At 30.2% G+C, this 20119-nt stretch carries 17 protein-coding genes; 15 read left to right on the forward strand and 2 right to left on the reverse strand.

The features are described 5' to 3' along the window. Nucleotides 1–54 precede the first annotated feature (54 nt). The 8 genes from B8978_RS08270 to B8978_RS08305 all read left to right on the forward strand — a co-directional run bounded on the left by B8978_RS08270 (nucleotide 55) and on the right by B8978_RS08305 (nucleotide 10579). Complete coding sequence (locus tag B8978_RS08270) at nucleotides 55–4497, forward strand: alpha-amylase family glycosyl hydrolase (RefSeq protein WP_084115180.1); 4443 nt, start codon at nucleotides 55–57, stop codon at nucleotides 4495–4497. 670 nt (nucleotides 4498–5167) lie between these two features. Further along, nucleotides 5168–5548: a GntR family transcriptional regulator gene (locus tag B8978_RS08275; protein ID WP_084115181.1), complete on the forward strand. Its 381-nt coding sequence runs from the start codon at nucleotides 5168–5170 to the stop codon at nucleotides 5546–5548. A gap of 13 nt (nucleotides 5549–5561) precedes the next feature. Continuing rightward, the gene (locus B8978_RS08280) at nucleotides 5562–6704 is read left to right on the forward strand and encodes a DUF1648 domain-containing protein (RefSeq protein WP_176212648.1); all 1143 of its coding nucleotides are present in this window, start codon (nucleotides 5562–5564) and stop codon (nucleotides 6702–6704) included. Nucleotides 6705–6721: 17 nt separating this feature from the next. Further along, complete coding sequence (locus B8978_RS08285; protein WP_084115183.1) at nucleotides 6722–7153, forward strand: DUF3887 domain-containing protein; 432 nt, start codon at nucleotides 6722–6724, stop codon at nucleotides 7151–7153. A gap of 17 nt (nucleotides 7154–7170) precedes the next feature. After that, complete coding sequence (locus B8978_RS08290) at nucleotides 7171–7950, forward strand: DUF3784 domain-containing protein (RefSeq protein WP_084115184.1); 780 nt, start codon at nucleotides 7171–7173, stop codon at nucleotides 7948–7950. Then, nucleotides 7947–8660 carry an ABC transporter ATP-binding protein gene (locus tag B8978_RS08295; protein WP_084115185.1) on the forward strand — a complete coding sequence of 238 codons (714 nt, stop codon included), beginning with the start codon at nucleotides 7947–7949 and terminating at the stop codon, nucleotides 8658–8660. Before B8978_RS08290 ends, B8978_RS08295 begins: the two co-directional genes overlap by 4 nt. Continuing rightward, nucleotides 8653–10257: a putative ABC transporter permease subunit gene (locus B8978_RS08300; protein ID WP_084115186.1), complete on the forward strand. Its 1605-nt coding sequence runs from the start codon at nucleotides 8653–8655 to the stop codon at nucleotides 10255–10257. The genes B8978_RS08295 and B8978_RS08300 overlap by 8 nt, the downstream gene beginning before the upstream one ends. A gap of 25 nt (nucleotides 10258–10282) precedes the next feature. Next, nucleotides 10283–10579, forward strand: a complete 297-nt coding sequence (locus tag B8978_RS08305; protein WP_084115187.1) for a DUF1648 domain-containing protein — start codon at nucleotides 10283–10285, stop codon at nucleotides 10577–10579. Between the two features lie 98 nt (nucleotides 10580–10677). Here the strand turns inward: B8978_RS08305 and B8978_RS08310 are convergent, their stop codons facing one another. Continuing rightward, nucleotides 10678–11853 carry a M20 family metallopeptidase gene (locus tag B8978_RS08310; protein ID WP_084115188.1) on the reverse strand — a complete coding sequence of 392 codons (1176 nt, stop codon included), beginning with the start codon at nucleotides 11851–11853 and terminating at the stop codon, nucleotides 10678–10680. A gap of 591 nt (nucleotides 11854–12444) precedes the next feature. Next, complete coding sequence (locus B8978_RS08315; protein ID WP_084115189.1) at nucleotides 12445–12906, reverse strand: YbaK/EbsC family protein; 462 nt, start codon at nucleotides 12904–12906, stop codon at nucleotides 12445–12447. 227 nt (nucleotides 12907–13133) lie between these two features. Between B8978_RS08315 and B8978_RS08320 the strand changes: the two genes are divergently transcribed. The 7 genes from B8978_RS08320 to B8978_RS08350 all read left to right on the forward strand — a co-directional run bounded on the left by B8978_RS08320 (nucleotide 13134) and on the right by B8978_RS08350 (nucleotide 20119). Beyond that, nucleotides 13134–13742 carry a HutD family protein gene (locus tag B8978_RS08320; RefSeq protein WP_084115190.1) on the forward strand — a complete coding sequence of 203 codons (609 nt, stop codon included), beginning with the start codon at nucleotides 13134–13136 and terminating at the stop codon, nucleotides 13740–13742. A 56-nt stretch (nucleotides 13743–13798) separates the two neighbouring features. Then, nucleotides 13799–14341, forward strand: coding sequence for a bifunctional adenosylcobinamide kinase/adenosylcobinamide-phosphate guanylyltransferase (cobU, locus tag B8978_RS08325; protein WP_084115191.1), 543 nt, complete (start codon nucleotides 13799–13801; stop codon nucleotides 14339–14341). Between the two features lies 1 nt (nucleotide 14342). Beyond that, nucleotides 14343–15086: an adenosylcobinamide-GDP ribazoletransferase gene (gene cobS / locus B8978_RS08330; RefSeq protein ID WP_084115192.1), complete on the forward strand. Its 744-nt coding sequence runs from the start codon at nucleotides 14343–14345 to the stop codon at nucleotides 15084–15086. Then, nucleotides 15077–15667: a histidine phosphatase family protein gene (locus tag B8978_RS08335; protein ID WP_084115193.1), complete on the forward strand. Its 591-nt coding sequence runs from the start codon at nucleotides 15077–15079 to the stop codon at nucleotides 15665–15667. Before cobS ends, B8978_RS08335 begins: the two co-directional genes overlap by 10 nt. 442 nt (nucleotides 15668–16109) lie before the next feature. Beyond that, a complete protein-coding gene (locus tag B8978_RS08340; protein ID WP_084115194.1) occupies nucleotides 16110–16571 on the forward strand; it encodes a MarR family winged helix-turn-helix transcriptional regulator in 462 nt (153 codons plus the stop codon). Further along, complete coding sequence (locus B8978_RS08345; RefSeq protein WP_084115195.1) at nucleotides 16568–18028, forward strand: MFS transporter; 1461 nt, start codon at nucleotides 16568–16570, stop codon at nucleotides 18026–18028. The genes B8978_RS08340 and B8978_RS08345 overlap by 4 nt, the downstream gene beginning before the upstream one ends. Nucleotides 18029–18196: 168 nt before the next feature. Beyond that, on the forward strand, nucleotides 18197–20119 hold the full coding sequence (locus tag B8978_RS08350; protein WP_084115196.1) for a PrkA family serine protein kinase: 1923 nt from the start codon (nucleotides 18197–18199) through the stop codon (nucleotides 20117–20119).

Here is a 20119-nt window from a genome sequence, read left to right on the forward strand (position 1 = left end):
ATATATATTAAGATGCAATCGATTGCATCTTAATATATTAAAGGGGGGGATATATTGAAAAAACTTAAAAAAGTACTAAGTTTGGTAATTACCTTTTTTCTCTTGATTACTTTTGTACCAAACATTAAAACGTTTGCGAGCACAACTGTAAACGTTTCACCTACATTTCAAAGTATTACAGTAAATGCTGACAGAACTGTGGTATTTAAATACCAAGGAGATAGTAGTACAACTTCTGTATCTTTAGCGGGGGATATGAATGGGTGGAGCAGCACAGCAACTCCTATGACAAAAGGTGATAATAATATATGGAGCATAACAACAGGAGTTCTAGTACCAGGAAAACACGAATATAAATTTGTAGTTAATAGCAGCAACTGGATTACGGACCCGCAAAACACGAATACGTCTTCAGGAGGTAATTCACTGGCATATGTTCCAGGATTTTATGCAATAAATATTGCTGGACAAGTTCAACAAAATGAAACAACTAATGTAACAGCTATTAAATTAAATACTGATGGAACCGATGCAGAAACAACTGGTGTTAATTGGAGTACTTCACAAAATAGTTTAGCTACAATTGATGCTAATGGAGTACTAAAAGCAAGTGCTTTACCAGATGGAATTGATAGTAAAACAATTTCAATAATGGGTGAAAAGGATGGTATAACAGTAACTAAAAACATAGAAGTAGTTAGGAAGCTTACTGAACAACCAGGTGGAAAAGAAGTAGTTCTTGCTGGTGACATTCAAGCTGCTGTTGGAGCTAGCTCCTGGGCACCTGGTGATACAAAAACAAGAATGTTATACCAAGGAAATGGATTATATAAAATAACTTTAAAAAATGTACCTGCTGGAAATTACCAGTATAAAGTAGCCATTGGAGGCTCTTGGGCAGAAAACTATGGAGCCAATGGGGTAAATAATGGTGGGAATATAGCTTTATCAGTTACAAATACAAAAGATGTAACCTTTTATTATTCAGATACTACACATGTTATAGTTGATACAACTACATATGTGGTGGATTCTCCAATATTATCAGGAACTGATGTACCAGCTAATACTATTCTTTTAGATTATGGATTAACAGGGGTATATAGCTATAAAATAACATTAAGTAAAGGAACGCACAGCGATTTACTAATAACAGATGGGAGTAAAACAATCAAGGTTCCTACTATAGATATTACTGAAAATTCTAAGGATGTTACGATAAGTTATGATGCTGTAACGGGAATAATATTTAATGATTTATCAACTAATAAGATTGATACGGCAAACATATATTTTAATTCTAAGGATGCAAGTTTTAAGTCCATATATGGGGCAATACCAACTAATACTAATGTAAAGTTTAATTTACAGGCTAAAAAAGGTGATTTAACTGGTGCTAAGCTAATTATTTTATCAGGTTCGGGCACAATGGTTTTAGATATGAAGAAGAATGGTACCTTTGCTTCAGATAAAAATAACCAGTTTGATAGATGGTCAGTAGATTTTAATCCAACTACTATAGGTTTGTATCAGTATTATTTTGCTGTAACGAATGGCTCAGATGTTAAGGCTTATGGTGATGATGATGGATATTATGGTGCTGGGAAAGCAGATGATATTGGAAAGGTTGGAAAGTACGATTTGACTGTATATGATCAGAACTTTAAAACTCCTGATTGGATGAAGAATGCAGTTATATATCAAATATTCCCGGATAGGTTTTTTAATGGTAGTACAAGTAATGATTATGCTGATACCACTGCAAGAGGAAATACTCTCTATGAGTGTGTGAATAAATGGTATTCCATACCAGAAGATCCAAACTTAGAGTATGAGGAGGATTTAAATGGAAACATTATTAAGGATGCTGCTGGAAAACCTATTGTAAGTCCTGATTATAAGGGAAATGTTGGAGATGGCATATGGAATAACGATGTCTATGGTGGGGATTTAAAGGGGATTCAAGACAAACTTAACTATCTAAAATCCTTAGGAGTTAACACTTTGTATATCAATCCTATATCAGAGGCTAGTTCAAACCATAAGTATGATACTAAGGATTATTCACAGGTTGATCCTATGCTTGGTAATATGGATGATTATGTTAATCTGATAAATGAAGCACATAAAATAGGTATGCATTTAATTCTTGATGGAGTATTTAACCATGTTTCTGATGATTCAATCTATTTTGATAGATATGGTAAATATGTTGAAAAAGGCAAACCTATAGGGGCATATCAATATTGGTCAAGAGTTTACGACTTAATGAATAAAAATGCTAATATGTCTCAAAAAGATGCAGAAGGTAAAGTACAAACCGATTTAACAGCAATGGGTATAACAGATTTTCATTATAAAGATTGGTTTATAATCAGCAATCAGAAAGATGCCTCAGGAGTTTATAAATATAACGGTTGGAATGGAAATGACTCCATGCCAGAAATTCAAGCACTAAACAATTCAGAACATAATGTTACATCTTGGGCAAATGATATAATAGATGGTCCAAATGCAGATTCAAAGTCCTGGCTAAAATTAGGTACAGATGGCTGGAGATTAGATGCTGCAGACAGTGTTTCTGATGATACTTGGCAGCACTTTAGACCTGCAATTAAGGGATTAAATTCTGATGATGTAATAATTGGTGAAATTTGGGGCGATTCATCAAAGTATCTTCTTGGAAACATGTTTGACTCTGTAATGAACTATAGGTTTAGAGGAGCAGTGCAAGAGTATGTAACTGGTTCAGGAGATGCCGTGAAAGCTATGAATGACCTTGAAAAAATGAGAGAACAGTACCCAAAGGAGGCTTTTGAAGCTCTTATGAATATTGTTGATTCTCATGATACTGAAAGAATAATTTCAGATTTTGATGGTATTGGTAATGATAGCAAATCAATAGCTCCAAATCCTTCAGAAGCAGATTTTGCAAAGATGAAGCTAGTGCCATTTATTCAAATGACTTATCCAGGGGCACCTACTATTTATTATGGTGATGAACTTGGAATGCCTGGTGGAGCCGATCCTGATGATAGAAGAGCTATGGAATGGGGAGAAGGAAACCAGACTTTAGTTGATTGGTATGCAAGACTTGCTAACATAAGAAATGCATATCCGGTTTTAAGAACAGGAGATATAGTGCCGCTTCAAGTTAATGATACTAATTCTAGTGATGTATTAGCATATACTAGAAATGATACATCAAATCACGCAGTGGTTGTAGCAAACAGAAAAACTACAAACATTAGTGGATTACAATTAAATGTTCCTGATATTGCAGATGGAACAATTTTAACAAACGCTTTAAATAATAGTGAGAAATATACAGTTGAAAATGGTACCGTAACTGTAAATGTACCAGCTCAGTCAGGTACAATTCTTGTTGCAAAATATACAGCTGCTGATATTAATGAAGCGGGGTTAAAAGATGCCTATAATCCAAGCTTTGTAGTTAGTGATAAAGTTAGGATAACAGGAGTTTCTTTGGATACATCAAAATCTTTAGAAGTTGGTGAGAATGTAACACTTGTTGCTAACCTAGAACCTAATAATGCCACTTTAAAGGATGTAACTTGGACTTCAAGTGATGACAATATTGCAAAAGTTGATAAAAACGGAGAAGTAACGGCTGTAGGTGAAGGAACAACAGATATATCTGCCACCACGGTAGATGGAGGCTTTACAGCCAAATGTAAAGTAACAGTAGTTAAACCTAGTAACAATGGAACTGGTAGCAGTGGAAATACAAGTTCAGGTGGAAATGGAGCTTCTGGAACTGGCAGTAGTGGAAACGTAAGTTCAGGTGGAAATACAGGTTCTGGAGATAGTGGTACTAATACAAAACAAACAAATGGTATACAACTGAAAAATAATACTAGTGACATCATTGCTAAAATAGACGATGCTAACATTACAGCATTAGAAATTGATGCAAGAGAAAATCCTATAATATCTAAAGATGTATTTAATGAAATGAAGGGTAAGAATAAGACAATAACCTTTGTAACGGCAAGTGCTACTTGGGTATTTAATGGAAAAGACATTACTAGATACACTACAAGTGATATAGATTTATCATTAAAGAATGTAAGCTACAAGCTCAGAGACAAAGAAGAAAATAAAGTTAAATCTATCTTAGGAAAAGATATAAATATAGCTTCTTTTTCTTTCAATTATAATGGAATACTTCCTGGAACAGCAAAGATAACTTTATCATTAGGTACAGACTTTGCCAATAAGACAGTTAATATTTACAGATATTTTGCAGATAAAAACACCTATGAAATAGTTACGGAAGCTACAGCAGATGCTAATGGATATATAACAATATCCCTAAATCATTGTAGTGATTACTTTGCAGCTCAGAAAACTATTGCTGCAAGTCTTCCAAAGACAGGTTCAGTTATTGACGAATCGGTACTTCTTATATTTGGAGTAATTATGTTAATGTTTGGGGCAGGGGTTATTTTATTATCAAGAAGAAAACAAAAGTAAAATAAAGATTATAAAGTATTAAAAAAATGGGTATTTGAGTTTAGCTCAGATGCCTATTTTTGTTTGGATTTTTTATAAGGTGTAAGCAAAAAGACTAAAGAATTTTACTCTACTACGTGAGTAAAAAGATTAAAGATTGCCAGAGTGGCAAGATTAAAGAATTAACGGTAATGCCGTTAATGGTGAGAGAATTTGCTTGCAGCAAAAGGCTCTAAAAACAAAACCTACGGTTAAAACATATTGTAGAGTTATCTTTAGATACTAAGATATATAAATTTAAATTCACTATTTTTGTGACGTAGGAAGAAAAATCTCCTTTACTTGTTACGTAAGTAACTTCTATCACCTTTGACGGCTTTACCTAGTCAATTCTTCCATCTAGCCGAAGGCTTTCTTTAATCTTTTCATCTAGCTTTAGCTATGATGAAATTCTTTAGTCAATACTTTTCAATCTATTTGTATTAAGTTTTAATGTGATTTTCAAAATAGTTAAAATTAGCATAGTGTAGAAAATTTAATCTAATCCGAGATATTCCATGATTATATGGATAAAGCGAGGCTTAAAGTTAAAATTGCAAAGAATTACAGCGATTTTAAAAATTGATTTATAATTATAGCTGTTATATATTATGTATAACAGCTATAACATATTATCTAGTTGGAGGTGTTTATGTTTATAAAAATTGATTTTAGCTCAGATGTACCAATATATACACAGTTAAGACAACAAATTATTGAAGGTATAGCAGCTGGAATTTTAAAAGAAGGGGAAAGTTTGCCTTCTGTAAGACAGATGGCAGAAGACATAGGAATAAATTTACACACTGTTAATAAGGCATATGCTATTTTAAGAGATGATAATTTTATTCTTATGGACAGAAGGATAGGAGCTGTTATAAATTCAAAACAAAATATGGAGTTAAATGATTATGAAAGTAAATTTGAGGAGGATATAAAACCTATTATTGCAGAGGCATATTGTAGAGGCATGAAGGAAGAAGAAATAATAAAAAAAATAAAAGAAATATATATAAAATTTGCAGAGGCATGAAGGAGTTATGATTATGGATTATACGAATTGGACTTTGATATTAGCTTTTATTTTCATATTGATGCTTCTTGTTTTGAAAATATCTACACCACTTATAATGCGAAGCGAAATTTTTTTTGGAGTTAGACTTCCGAGGAAGTTAATTAACCATGAAAAGCTTAAGGAATTTAAAAAACTTTATATAAGAAACAGTATTTTTGTGTGTGGAATTTATGTAGTATTTTTGTGTTATATGTTATTAACTCATCCAAGCAATATTGTTTTATTAATAGGTATTATAGCATTTTTTATTTTATCTACGATTATATATTATTTCTCTCATAAAAAAGTAAAGGAATTTAAAAAATTTAACCAGGATAAAACTTATAAAAAACAGATAGTTGTTATAGATACAAATTTTAGAAATAATAAAAAGCAGAGACTTCTGCCACACAGACAATGGTTTTTAATTCCAATAAGTATAGTTTTGTTAAATATAATAATAGGATATTTAGTATTTGATAGATTACCTATATTTGTTCCAGTACATTGGAATGCCAGCGGAAAAATTGATATTACTACAATTAAATCTTATGGAGTAATATTTGAAGTCCCACTGCAGCAGATTTTTATAACTATATACATGTTTTTAATTTACCAAATTATAGAGAGGTCTAAACAGCAAATAAGTAGCTTTAGACCAGAATATTCAAGAGAAATAAATAGAGTTTTTAGATATAGATGGGCAGCAAATATAATATTTCTTAATGTGTTAATTTTAATTGAAAGTACTATTACAAATTTATTTTTGCTAGAAGTTGTAAATATAAACTTTAAATTTTTGGTTTTATTAAAGCCTATAACTGTAATTCTTATTTTGTTAGATATTTTAATTATATCCTTATGGACAGGGCAAGGAGGAAGCAGAATTAAAATTGATGATAATAATATAGATACAAATAGCTGTGATAATCTGGATGATGATAAATATTGGAAACTAGGACTTATCTATTTCAATCCAAAAGATCCAGCATTGTTTGTAGAAAAAAGATTTGGAATCGCCTTTGGACTTAATTATGGGAAAATAAGAACTTATGTGTTAATAATAGCAGTGATAGGTTCAATTATATTATTAAATGTACTTGAGTATATCTTACTACTTATGTACAACATTTAAGGAGGAAAAGACTAATTATGAAAATAAAAATTATAATGTTAGCCTTATCAATTTTTATATTAGTTGGATGTTCACAGAAAATAAGTGAAAGTGGCACTAAATTTGCGAATAGTACTGTGGAAAATATGCTTATAGCACAAAATAATAATGACTATGATAAGTTTGCAGAGAATTTAAGTAGTGCCACTAAAAAAAATTTTACTAAGGATGAGATGGATAAACAAAATAAAATTGTAAATACAAAAATAGGTAAATATATACCTAATTCAAAAAAGTTTAAACAGGGAACGAAAGTATCTCAGAACGGTAAAAAATATATTGTGATTGTTTATGATGTGAAATATAAAAATGAATCAGGAGAAACAACAATTACAGTTACATTTGATGATGATAACAAACATGCAATAGAAACCTTTATTATAAGTTCACCAAAACTTATGAAAAAGTAGCTTTAGGGGGCATTCATATGAATTTAATGTATTTTATTTTTATGGCCGTTGGAATTTTTATATTGGTTCTTGGTTTTATATTGTATAAATACAAAGCCATTGAGATGCTTAATGGATATGATCCAACAAAAAAATATGATAGGGAGGGGCTTGCAAAATTTAATGGAAGTAATCTTATGTATATGGGGGTATCTATTGTCATTATAAATGTCATATTTGTAGCAATTTCAAAATCACATACTATTGCCTCCATATTGGATATAATCCTCTTTTTTGTGGACGTGATATATTTTTCATTAAAATGTGCAATTTATTCTAAGAGATATGAATTATCAGAAGGGGCTGAAAAATCAAAGACACAAAAATATTATAATAAAACGTCTATAATAGCGGGTAGTGTATTGTTAATTATTGTGTTTGGCTTAATAGGTGGTTTTATGATAGAAGAAAGTATTCAGAGTACAACCCTTTCTGTGGATAACAAAGAGTTAAACATTAAAGCAGGTGCAGTAGAAAGATTTTACGATACAAAAACCATAAATAAGATATATATAAATAATACAATACCAGACCATTCAAAGTCTTCTGGAGAAGGTATAGGCAGCATTGAACGTGGCACATATGATGTAAATGGACTTGGAAAGGGATCAGTATTCTTAGAAAGTGACAAAGGTCCATATTTATATGTAATTATGGGTAAGGATTTTGTAATCATTAATAATAAAGATGCTTCAAAAACAGAGAAATTTTATAAGGAACTTCTAAAGTACAAAAATAATGGAGGAGATTTACAATGATTAAAATAACCAATCTTTCTAAAACCTATAGAAATGGTAAAAAAGCAGTAGATAATTTATGCATTGAAATAGAAAATGGTGATATGTATGGTTTCATTGGCCATAATGGAGCAGGTAAGACAACAACAATAAAATGCATTACGGGAATACTTGATTTTTCAGAAGGCGATATTCTAATCGATGGTAAATCTATAAAAAAGGAACCATTAGAATGTAAAAAAATTATGGCGTATATTCCAGATAATCCTGACATTTATGAAAGCATGACAGGAATACAATATCTTAATTTTATATCAGACATATTTAATATATCTAAAGATATTAGGCAAGATAGGATAAAAAAATATTCTAATGGCTTTGAAATCAGTAAAAATCTTGGTGATTTAATATCCTCATATTCACATGGAATGAAACAAAAATTAGCTATAATAGCCGCACTTATTCATGAACCTAAAATTTTAATACTTGATGAGCCTTTTACCGGGCTTGATCCTAAGGCCATTCACACGTTAAAGGAATATATGAAAGAGTTATGTGAAAAAGGTGCTGCTATATTTTTTTCTACACATGTTTTAGAAGTTGCAGAAAAACTTTGCAATAAGGTAGCAATAATAAAAGCAGGTAAACTTATAAAATGTGGAAAAACAAAAGAGGTTACTGGGGATGAATCTCTTGAAAATTTATTTTTGGAGTTGGTAGATAATGAATAATGTTTTTTTGCTCATAAAAATAAATATAATGAATTTTTTTGGTATAAATGAATTTATAAATACAAAATCAAAGGCTGAAAAAGCTAAAAAAATATTGATAGGAATTGTTATTGTATGGGCATTTACAGCAGTTTTAATTGGAAGTTTTGCATACTTTTTTATGATGGCCAATTCGTTAATCATGATAAATAAATTAAACATGCTTATTGTTTTTGGATTTTTATTTGCTAATGGATGTACACTGATTTTTACAATATTAAAAGCATCAGGGTATTTATTTTCTTTTAAAGATTATGATATGCTTATGTCGCTTCCAATTAAAACCTCTTCAATTCTTATAAGTAAAATTTTCTTTTTATATATAACTAACTTTATAGGTGTAATTGTATTCGGGATGCCGCCACTTATTGTATATGGAATTACAGCTAATAGTAATGCATTGTATTATATAATAGTAATTGTTTTATTGTTATTTGTTCAAGTTATACCTATGATTATAGGCTGTGTTTTATCTCTTATAATAGCAAAAATATCATCAAAAAATAAAAGAGGAAATCTAATTTTATCAATTGGAACCTTTGTAGTAATAATTGCTTTATTTATAGTAACGAATAATATAAAGTTAATATCAACAACTCAAGTTCAAAATGTAGAAGCTGTATTTCAGAATATAACAAATATATATTTTATAACAAAAATATTTTTAAATGCTACCCAAAATATTAATCTTATATCTTTTTTTATGTTTATAATTATAAATACATTAATATTTATGTTATTTACAATATTGTTCTCGAGGAGTTTTAAAAATATTAATGCAGATATGAATGAGAACTATAAAGTATCCAAGTATGATATGTCAAGGCTTAAACAGTCGTCAATATTAATGGCACTTTATAAAAAAGAGATAAGTTTCTATTTTTCATCTTTTCCATATTTTATAAATACTGGATTTGGAGCTGTTATGATGACCTTTGTTGCATTTGGTACAGCTATATTTGGTAAAGATACAATTCTTAAAATACTAAAAATTCCAGAATTAAAAGGAATCATAATACCTATGTTTGCAGCAATAATGATATTTTCTATAATGTTAACATTTGTTACGGCACCCTCTATATCATTAGAAGGAAAAAACATTTGGATAATAAAGACCTTACCAATAAAATATATTGACATTATTAAGAGTAAAATACTTCTTAGCTTAACAATAAGTGTTCCTGTTTTTATTATAGACATTACAGTTTTAAAATTTGCATTAGGAATTACATTTATAGAATATTTTGAGATTGTACTGGTAGGTATTTTGAGTGCGATTTTGTCTTCAATTACAGGAATAATTGCAAATTTGTTGTTTCCTAAATTAGAATGGCAATCTGAGACCGCGGTTGTAAAACAAAGTGCAAGTGTTTTGATTTCATCATTGTTAGGGTTTGTATATATGTTTATTATTGGAGGAATTTTTTATTTAATGAAACCTAATAATTTTACAGTATTTTTGTTAGTAGTGATTATTACGCTTTTCATATTAAATATTTTGCTTTGGAGAATAACTAAAACTAAGGGTGAAAAAATCTTCTTAGAAATTATGGGGTAAACTTATAAGGAAAGGAATAATTTTGATGAACGAAAATTTAATAAAAAAGATAAGTATAATTTTTTTAGTGATCACAATTATAATTAATGTCGCTACTTATATGTATCTACCTGTAAAGATTGGGATGCATGTAAACAATAATGGAACTATGGATAACTATATACCCAAAATGTTATTTGTTTTAGTTACACCTGTGCTAATTATTGCTATATGGATATTTTCATTCATATATAAAGCTAGTAATAAATTTAAAGTAATTATAGTAGAAACGGTATTTTTTATAGCTAATATATGGATAATATTTTCTCAGTTAAAGATATGATTTTAAAATTTAATATTAAGAGATTGCGAAGCAACTTTAAGCTTAACAAAAGCGTCTTCGCAGTTTCTTAATATTATGATGAGTTAAAAGTTTAAGAACTATAAATCATTTGCATTTAAATAATCATAGGCATATTGTGCATGTAGGGCACTAGAAATTTGAAGGCAATCTTCATCTACAGTAAATTTTTCATTGTGATGAGGATAAATTGCTTCTTTTTTTTCATTACCAGCACCTACAAGTGCAAATATACCTGGTACTTTGGCAAGATAAGAAGAAAAATCTTCTGAAATCAATAATTTTGTGTTCTTTAATAGGGCGTCCTTTGATAAAATTTTTTCTGCAGCAGCTTCACCAATAACTGAAAGCTTAGAGTCATTTATAACAGGAGCTACAGCAAAATCATATTCAAGCATTGCTTCTGCACCATAAGCTTTTGCCGTATTTTCTATTATTCGTTTCATAATTTCAGGAATTTTTTTTCTGACTTCATTATTAAAACATCTAGCAGTTCCAGTCATTTCAGCAGAATCAGCTACAATGTTATATTGGGTTCCAGAAATTAAGGTACCAATTGTAACTACAACGGGTTCTAGGGGATCTATTTCTCTGCTTACTAGTGATTGCAGATTAAGAACTATAGATGAAGCTGTAACTAGTGCATCTGTCCCTTGGTTAGGTCTTGCTCCATGACAGCCTTTACCTATAACTTTTATTTTAAAGTTATCTGCTGAAGCCATTCTAGGTCCAGCATCGATTGAAATTTTACCGCATTTAATGTCACTTATAACGTGTATACCAAATATGCTATCAATTCCATCCAAAAAACCTTGTTCTATAAGTTTTTCAGCACCTTTTCCCATTTCTTCACCAGGCTGAAATATAAGTTTTACTGTTCCAGGTATATCATTTTGTATATCCTTTAAAATCTTTGCAGCACCAAGAAGTGATGCCATATGAGCATCATGACCACAAGCATGCATAGAGCCTATATTTTCTGATTTATATTCTAAATTTGTACATTCAGTAACTTTTAGTGCATCTAAATCAGAACGTAATGCTATAGTTTTTCCTTTTTTAAAACCCTCAATTGTAGCAAGTATTGCGGTATTATTATCGCCAGACTTATAGGGTATACCCATTTTGTCTAGTTCTTCTTTTATTTTTTTTGATGTAGCATACTCCTGAAAGCTTAATTCAGGGTGTCTATGAAAATATCGTCTGAGTTCAATCATGTAGTCTTTATATTTTAATGAAAGTTCTTTAATGTTCATATAAATTATGCCCCATTTCTCTCTATATTTTATGATGCTTAATAAATTAAGTTCATTCATAACAGTTAAAGATTGCGAAATACAAGTGAAGGGTTTTCACCCATGCTTAGCGGTGAAAAGGTGAAGGGTCGCCGTGGCGAGGTGATGGGTTTGACAGGCGCTTTGCTGGTCAAAGGTGATGGATTTTCCGTGGGAAAAAGCTATGGATGATTTTTCTCCGCTATGCTACGAAAAATCTTTGAACTTAAAATATATAATCTAAAGTATATTTACATTCATTTTTTCACCGTAGGTCTCAGTGTTACATGAATAAGTGTTATTGCATATTAAACTATTGTAAAAACACCAAAGGCTACGCCAAAAGTAAAACCTACGGTTAAAATATATATTATAGTTATCTTTAAATAGTAAGCCATATAAATTCATTATTTTTCCGACCTAATGAGGAAAAATTTCCTTAGCCTTTACTGATTTATCAGTAAACTCTTCACCTTTTATCCGCGAAAAGCAAGGATAAAACCCATAACCTCGCCCTTTGGCGACCATTCACCTTTTAACGGGCGAAGCAATCGTTAAAACCCTTCACTTTATTTAGTATGTACATACATCAACCCAAGAAGCATTAGTAAGCTCCTCTATTTGGGAAGGTGAAATTTTTAATGCTGTGTTTTTTGAACCAGCAGCGGGATATACATACTCAAAATCTCGTATGGATTCGTCAATAAAAATTTCTACATCATCTTTGACACCAAAGGGACATACTCCTCCAACAGGATGGCCTATTGAAGATTCAACGTCTTCAGAATTTATCATTCTAGCTTTTGTCTTAAATAATTGCTTGAATTTTTTGTTATCAACTCTAGCGTCTCCCCTTGTGACAACCAAAACCTTTTTTTCCTTAACATTAAAAGCAAGAGTTTTTGCAATAAATTCTGGATTTACACCTATAGTTTCGGCAGCAAGATCAACAGTTGCACCACTCTCATCTAAGGTAAAAACAGGATCCTCAAGATTCCTATCTAAAAAAAACTTCCTTACATTTTCTACACTCAATACTAGCCCCTCTTTTCTTAAATATTAAATTTAGTAAGATAAATAACAATTTTTAATTCTTAAATTTGGGAATATGCTAACATTAAAGAAAAGTCTTGTCAATATATTTTGTTAAATAAAAATATAGAATATATAAATAAAGGAAGTACATTGACGTTTATTAAATGAAATTATATATTTAAAACATAGAAAAAATATGTAAAAGAACAAGAGAGGACTAGTGTGTAATGAATTATAAAATTGAAATAATAAAAAAAGAAAATTACAATGTATCAAAGTGGTCTGGTGGAAGAACTACAGAATTATATATATATCCTAAAACAGCTAAATACAATAATCGAGATTTTAAGTGGAGGATAAGTACAGCAACAGTTGAAGTAGAAGAATCAATATTTACAAGGCTAGAAGGCTTTTCAAGAAAACTAATGGTTACAGAAGGAAAAACAGTTTTAGCTCATGAAGGGATGTATAATATAACTTTAAATCCATTTGAAAAGGACAGCTTTATGGGTGATTGGACTACTAAAAGCTATGGAAAAGCTTCAGATTTTAATTTGATGACAGCTAAGGAGTGCATTGGAGCTTTAGATGTATTAACTATTAAAGCGGAAAGTGAAGTTAGTATAGAATTTCAGCGTACAGATACGGAAATATCAGATTTTTTTTATATTCTTGGCGGTAATATAGAAATATTAATGGGAAATGAAAAGTTTTATATTGAGGAAAAAGATTTATTTTGCATAACTTATGTATCCATTTCTGAAAAAATTGAATTTATAAATAAAAATTACAATGAAATAAAGATTATAAGGGCTAAAGTTACAGATAAGTTTTAAGTTATTAATTAACAAAGCATATGATATAATTTATATTAAATAAAGGTGGGTGGAAAATGAGTAATGTAATTTTAGTTACTGGGGGAGCTAGGAGTGGTAAAAGTTCCTTTGCAGAATCATTATATAAAGATAGCAGTGATGTTGTATACATAGCTACGTCAAAAATATATGATGATGAAATGAAAGAAAGAGTTGAGCTTCATAAGAGTTCTAGGCCTAGGGAATGGAAAACCTTCGAAGGAAATTATGAACTTTATAAAGCTGTTACAAACTCAAAAAAATACATATTAGATTGTCTTACTATAATGACTTCAAACATTATGTTTGATATTACTAGAGGTGTTGATAGAATAAAGAGGGATAAGCAAAAACAAGTTGAAGATAAAGTCGTAGCTGAAATAGAAAGTTTAATTAAGAGTATAAAAGAAGTTGATGGAACACTTGTGATTGTAACAAATGAGGTTGGATGTTCTATTGTACCAGAAAATCACATAGCTAGAGTGTACAGGGATATAGTTGGCAAAATAAATCAGAGGGTAGCAGCAATTTCATCAGATGTGTATTTAGTAACCTGTGGAATACCGCTTAAGGTAAAGTAAGATGGTAAAGGCGTTAATACTTGGACTTCAATTTTTAACAAGGCTTCCTGTAAATATAGAAGTTGATTATAATAGAGAAAATTTAACTAAAACCACATTCTTTTTTCCATTTATAGGAATGCTTGTAGGTGTCATTGCAGCAACTTTTTATTACGTTTTTAGTTTTATAAGCAGTGATATAGCTTCAATATGTGCAGTCTTAGCTCTGGTAATTACAACAGGTGGGTTACATATTGATGGACTATCAGATACGGCAGACGGTTTTTTTTCATCTAGACCAAAAGAAAAGATACTTGAAATAATGAAAGACAGCAGGGTAGGTGCCTTTGGTGTAATAGCCATAGTACTTGATATATTATTTAAATATGTTGTTATTAAAAGCATGGAACCTAAAATGGCGGTTGCTTGGATTATATTATCAAGTGGAATATCAAGAACAATGGTGGCTATGTTATTTTGTTTTGGAAAATCAGCAAGAAAAGGTGGTATGGGAGATATGCTTATGAATAAAGATTCAAAAAAGTATTTTATACCAGCCACTATAATATTTATACTAATAAGCTTGTATATTTGTAGGTTAAACTTTTTAATTACATTTGGCTTAGCCTTGATTTTTACGTTAAGTCTTATGAAATATTCGTATAAAAAAATAGGAGGATTAACAGGAGATGTGTTTGGAGCCAATGCAGAATTATGTGAAATGTTATCAATGGCAGCATTTCTTGTAATAGCAAAATGGATATAGTTTTTGTAAGGCATGGAAGTACATTATTAAATGAGAAGGGAATTTATGTTGGAAAGACTGATACAGGTATATCACAAAAAGGCAAAGATGATATAAAAAAGCTAGTTAAATCTCTTGATGGTATAAAATTTGATAATGTATATTCAAGTCCTTTAAAGAGAGCAATTGAAACTACTGAAATTATAGTAGGAAAAAATTACACAATTGATGCAAGACTTAGAGAAATAGATTTTGGAATATTTGAAGGGCTATCGTATAAAGATATAAATGAAAGATATCCTGAAGAAAGCAAAGCTTGGACTAACGACTACTTGAATTATAAGGTTCCAGAAGGGGAACGCTTAAATGATGTTTTTTCAAGAGTAGAAAAATTTATTAAAGATATAGAGGGAGAAAATAATACTGCTTTAGTAGTTACTCATGGAGGAGTAATTGGATGTGCATTATCACTTGTATTTAATAGTAGAGAATATTTTTATAGATTTAAAATATTACATGGAACAATTAATGTTATAGGTATAGAAAATAATTATATGTATATTAAAGGGATAAATTGCATGGATACTAATGGATTGATATAAGAATTGTACAGAATAGTTAGAGATTGCGAAGCAAGAGTGAAGGGTTTTAACGATTGCTTCGCACGTTAAAAGGTGATGGGTCGCCAAATGGCGAGATGATGGGTTTTATCCTTGAGAGGCTCGGATAAAAGGTGAAGTGTTTATGAATAAATCCATAAAGGCTAAGGAAATTTTTCCTCCTACGTCAGAAAAATAATGAATTTAAATTTGTATTTCTTTATATACAAAGATAACTCTGATATATATTTTAACCGTAGCCTTTGTGTTCATAAGCTTTTTCCCACGGAAAACCCATCACCTTTGAACAAGCAAAGCTGATGTTCAAACCCTTCACCCGTACTTCGTAATTTCTTAATATTATGAAAAAAATATAACACGATATAGTTGACTTATCAACTATATCGTGTTATATTTTTTTATGGGAATTCTAAAAGGAGGTTGTATGGATAATAATGCGAAAAGTCTTATAAAATTCACATCAAAGATATATAGGTGTACTCAATGGTATTTAGATAGAAAACTTGAAAAATTTCATCTTTCGGCAGGAACATATCCCTACTTATTAACTCTAAATAATAATGAAGGCATATGCCAAAATCAAATAAGTAGAGAACTTAATGTAGATAAAGCTATGTCTGCAAGGACAATAAAAAAACTTATAGAAATCGGGTATATTAGAAAAGAAGAAGATAAAGAAGATGTAAGAGCGTATAAGCTTTATATTACAGATGAGGGAAAATCTGTAGTGCCCAAAATTCATAAGATAATTGATGAGTGGATTGAAATCTTGATTGAAGACAGCAGCAATGAGGAAATAAATACATCAATAAATTTTTTGAAAAAGGTATTAAATAATGGTAAAAAACATAAAGAAAAATGTTGTGAAGGGATGAAGAAAAATTGAATACGACAGAAAACAATGTGTATAAAAACAGATGGATTATTTTGGTTAATGTTTTATTGGCAACTTTTATGGCAACGCTAGATGGAAGTATAGTAAATGTAGCATTGCCGGACATGGCCCAGAAGATGCATGTAAGCATGGCGGCTATAGAATGGGTAGTTACTAGCTTTTTAATTGCAGTAGCTGCTACAATTTTAATATTTGGAAGAATAGGAGATATTATAGGTAAGACAAGAGTATTTAAATTTGGAGTTGTATTATTTACAATAGGTTCACTTCTTTGTGGATTTACAAATTCCCTTCCATTCCTAGTAGGGGCAAGAGTTATACAGGCAATAGGAGCAGCTGCTACTATGGCTACAAACCAAGGAATTATTACTCAAGTTTTCCCGGCTAAAGAAAGAGGAAGAGCACTTGGCGTTATAGGTACCTTTGTAGCGTTAGGAGCTATGGCTGGTCCACCACTTGGCGGAATAATAGTTTCAGCAGTAAACTGGAAATATATATTTTTAATAAATGTACCTATAGGAATTATAGTATTTTTAATGACTTTAAAAATATTTCCAAAAGCTAATGAAGTAAAAGATGAAAAATTAGATGGTAAAGGTGCCATATTATTTACAATTACAATGGTAGCTTTGTTTGGAGCTGTTGAGCAAGGACAAAACACAGGATATAATAGTCCGTTAATAATAGGAGCATTTATTGTTGCAATTATTACGTTTATATTATTCATAATTGTTGAAAAAAAATTAGAAGATCCACTTCTACAATTAAGTATATTTAAAAACAGCTTATTTTCAATAAGTATTTTATGCGCATTCATATCATTTATAGCTATAAGTGCATCAAATATTATATTACCATTTTACTTTCAAGATGCAAAACAAATATCTCCAGCAATAACGGGATTTTTTATGATGATATCCCCAATTGTTTTATCTGTAGTGGCACCATTTAGTGGTTATCTTTCAGATAAGATTGGATCAGAGATTCTTACACTTGTGGGACTTATACTTACGAGTTTTGGTTTAATATTAATAGGTACTTTAAATGAAAATTCTTCACTGATTTTTCTTGTAATATTTATTATAATAATGACAATTGGAAATGGAATGTTCCAATCTCCTAATAATTCGCTTATTATGTCTACAGTGCCAAAGGATAAACTTGGCATAGCAGGAAGTGTAAATGCACTGATAAGAAATATTGGAATGGTTTCGGGTACATCATTTGCAACATTATTGTTATACAATAGAATGAGTCATAAAATAGGGTACAGAGTTATAGATTATGTAAAAGGTAGAAGCGATGTATTTATGTATGGAATGAGATATGTGTACATTTGTGCAGGAATAATGTGTGTTATTGGAGCAATAATAACAGCTGTAAGATTTTACAATAGTAAAAAAAACAGTTCAACTGAAAATTTAACACAGAAAAAGTATGCTAAATAATGTTTTTTAGGTAAAAGATTGCTTAAAATTAGAGTTAAAACTAATTTTAAGCAATTTTTTTTATTTATTTATCATGTTAGTGGTGTCTCTTATCATATATTTTTATAAGCAAAGTTTTAAACAGGTGTATAATTCACATTTGTTATAAATTTATTTGGGGGGCAGATTATGGATTTTAAGGAGTTAATAAAAAGTGATAGAGAGAAAAGTGATAAATTTAAATTTGAAGGTACATTTTTACAATACCTAGATATTGTTAAAGAAAAACCTATTGTAGCAGAACTTGCACATAAGAGGATGTATGATTTAATAATTAAAAATGGATTTGAAGTTTTAAAGCCAGAAGAAAACCAAAGAATAAGAAAGATATATGGCAATGATGTTATCAAAAGATATAATTTTTTTAAAGAAGATTTTTTTGGAATTGATAAAGTTATTATGAAAATTGTTAATTATTTCTATTCCGCAGCAATGAGAGGTGAGGAATCAAGGCAGGTTTTATATTTAGTTGGACCAGTAGGAGCAGGAAAGTCATCTTTAGTGGAGGCATTAAAAAAGGCACTAGAATGTGCAGAGCCCATTTATTATTTAAAAGGTTGCCCAATGCATGAAGAACCGTTACATTTAATACCAAAACATCTTAGACAAAAATTTAGTGAGGAATTAGGCGTAGAGATTGAAGGAGACTTATGCCCTATCTGCAAACATAGACTTACGCATGATTACAATGGTGAATATGAGAAATTCATGGTAGAAACAACGTCTTTTTCGATAAGATCGAGAAAGGGAATTGGAGTTGTACCTCCTGTTGATCCCAATAATCAAGATACTTCAATTTTAACTGGTTCAGTTGATATATCAAAAATGGATATGTATCCTGAGGATGATCCAAGAATATTTTCCTTAAATGGTGCCTTTAATGTTGGAAATAGAGGTATGGTAGAATTTATAGAGGTGTTTAAAAATGATGTAGAATATCTCCATACAATTATTACGGCAACTCAAGAAAAATCAATTCCATCACCAGGAAAAGGTTCTATGATATATTATGATGGAATAATATTAGCACATTCTAATGAATCAGAATGGAATAGATTTAAATCAGATCATACAAATGAAGCCATATTGGATAGAATTGTTAAGGTTGAAGTACCGTATTGCATGGAGCTTAATGAGGAAGTGAAAATTTATAAAAAGATATTAAATAAAAGTAATTTTAAGGCACATATTGCGCCTCATACAATTGAAACAGCAGCTAAATTTGCTATACTAACAAGACTAAAACCATCAAATAAAGTTGATCCTCTAACAAAATTAAAAATCTATAATGGAGAGGAAATTGTTGAGAAGGGAACGACTAAAAAAATTGACATAATAGAACTAAAAGAAGAGGCTGGTCTAGATGAAGGAATGACTGGAATTTCAACTAGATTTATTATTAAAGCAATAGACAATGCGCTTTCAGTTTCAGAATTTCATTGCATAAATCCATTAAGTATTATGGAAAGCATCATAAAGTCAGTTAAAGATCTTGATATTGCAGAAGATGAAAAAAAACGATATTTAGGATTTATTCAAGATACAATTAGGAAAGAGTATAATTCTATACTTGAAAAAGAAGTAACAAAAGCCTTTATAAATAGTTTTAGAGAGCAGGCAGAAAGTTTATTTAACAACTATCTTGATAATGCAGAAGCTTTTGTAAATAAGACAAAACTCAAAGATAAGTCAACGGGAGAAGAATTAAATCCAGATGAAAAATTTATGAGATCTATAGAAGAACAGATTGTTATATCTGAAAATTCAGCTAAAGGTTTTAGAAGTGATGTAACTTCATATATGTTTTATGTTGTGAGAAAAGGTGGAAAAATTGACTATACGTCGTATGAACCATTAAAAGAAGCAATAGAGAAGAAACTTACAAATTCTGTTAAAGATATATCCCGAATAATAACTAAGTCAAGAATAAGAGATAAAGAACAAGATCAGAAATACAATTCCATGGTTATGCAAATGGAGGAAAACGGATATTGCGATCATTGCTGTGATGTAATACTAAAGTATGCGGCTAATAATTTGTGGAGGGATTAA

The organism is Clostridium acidisoli DSM 12555 (genome assembly GCF_900176305.1).
Taxonomy (GTDB): Bacteria; Bacillota; Clostridia; order Clostridiales; family Clostridiaceae; genus Clostridium_I; species Clostridium_I acidisoli.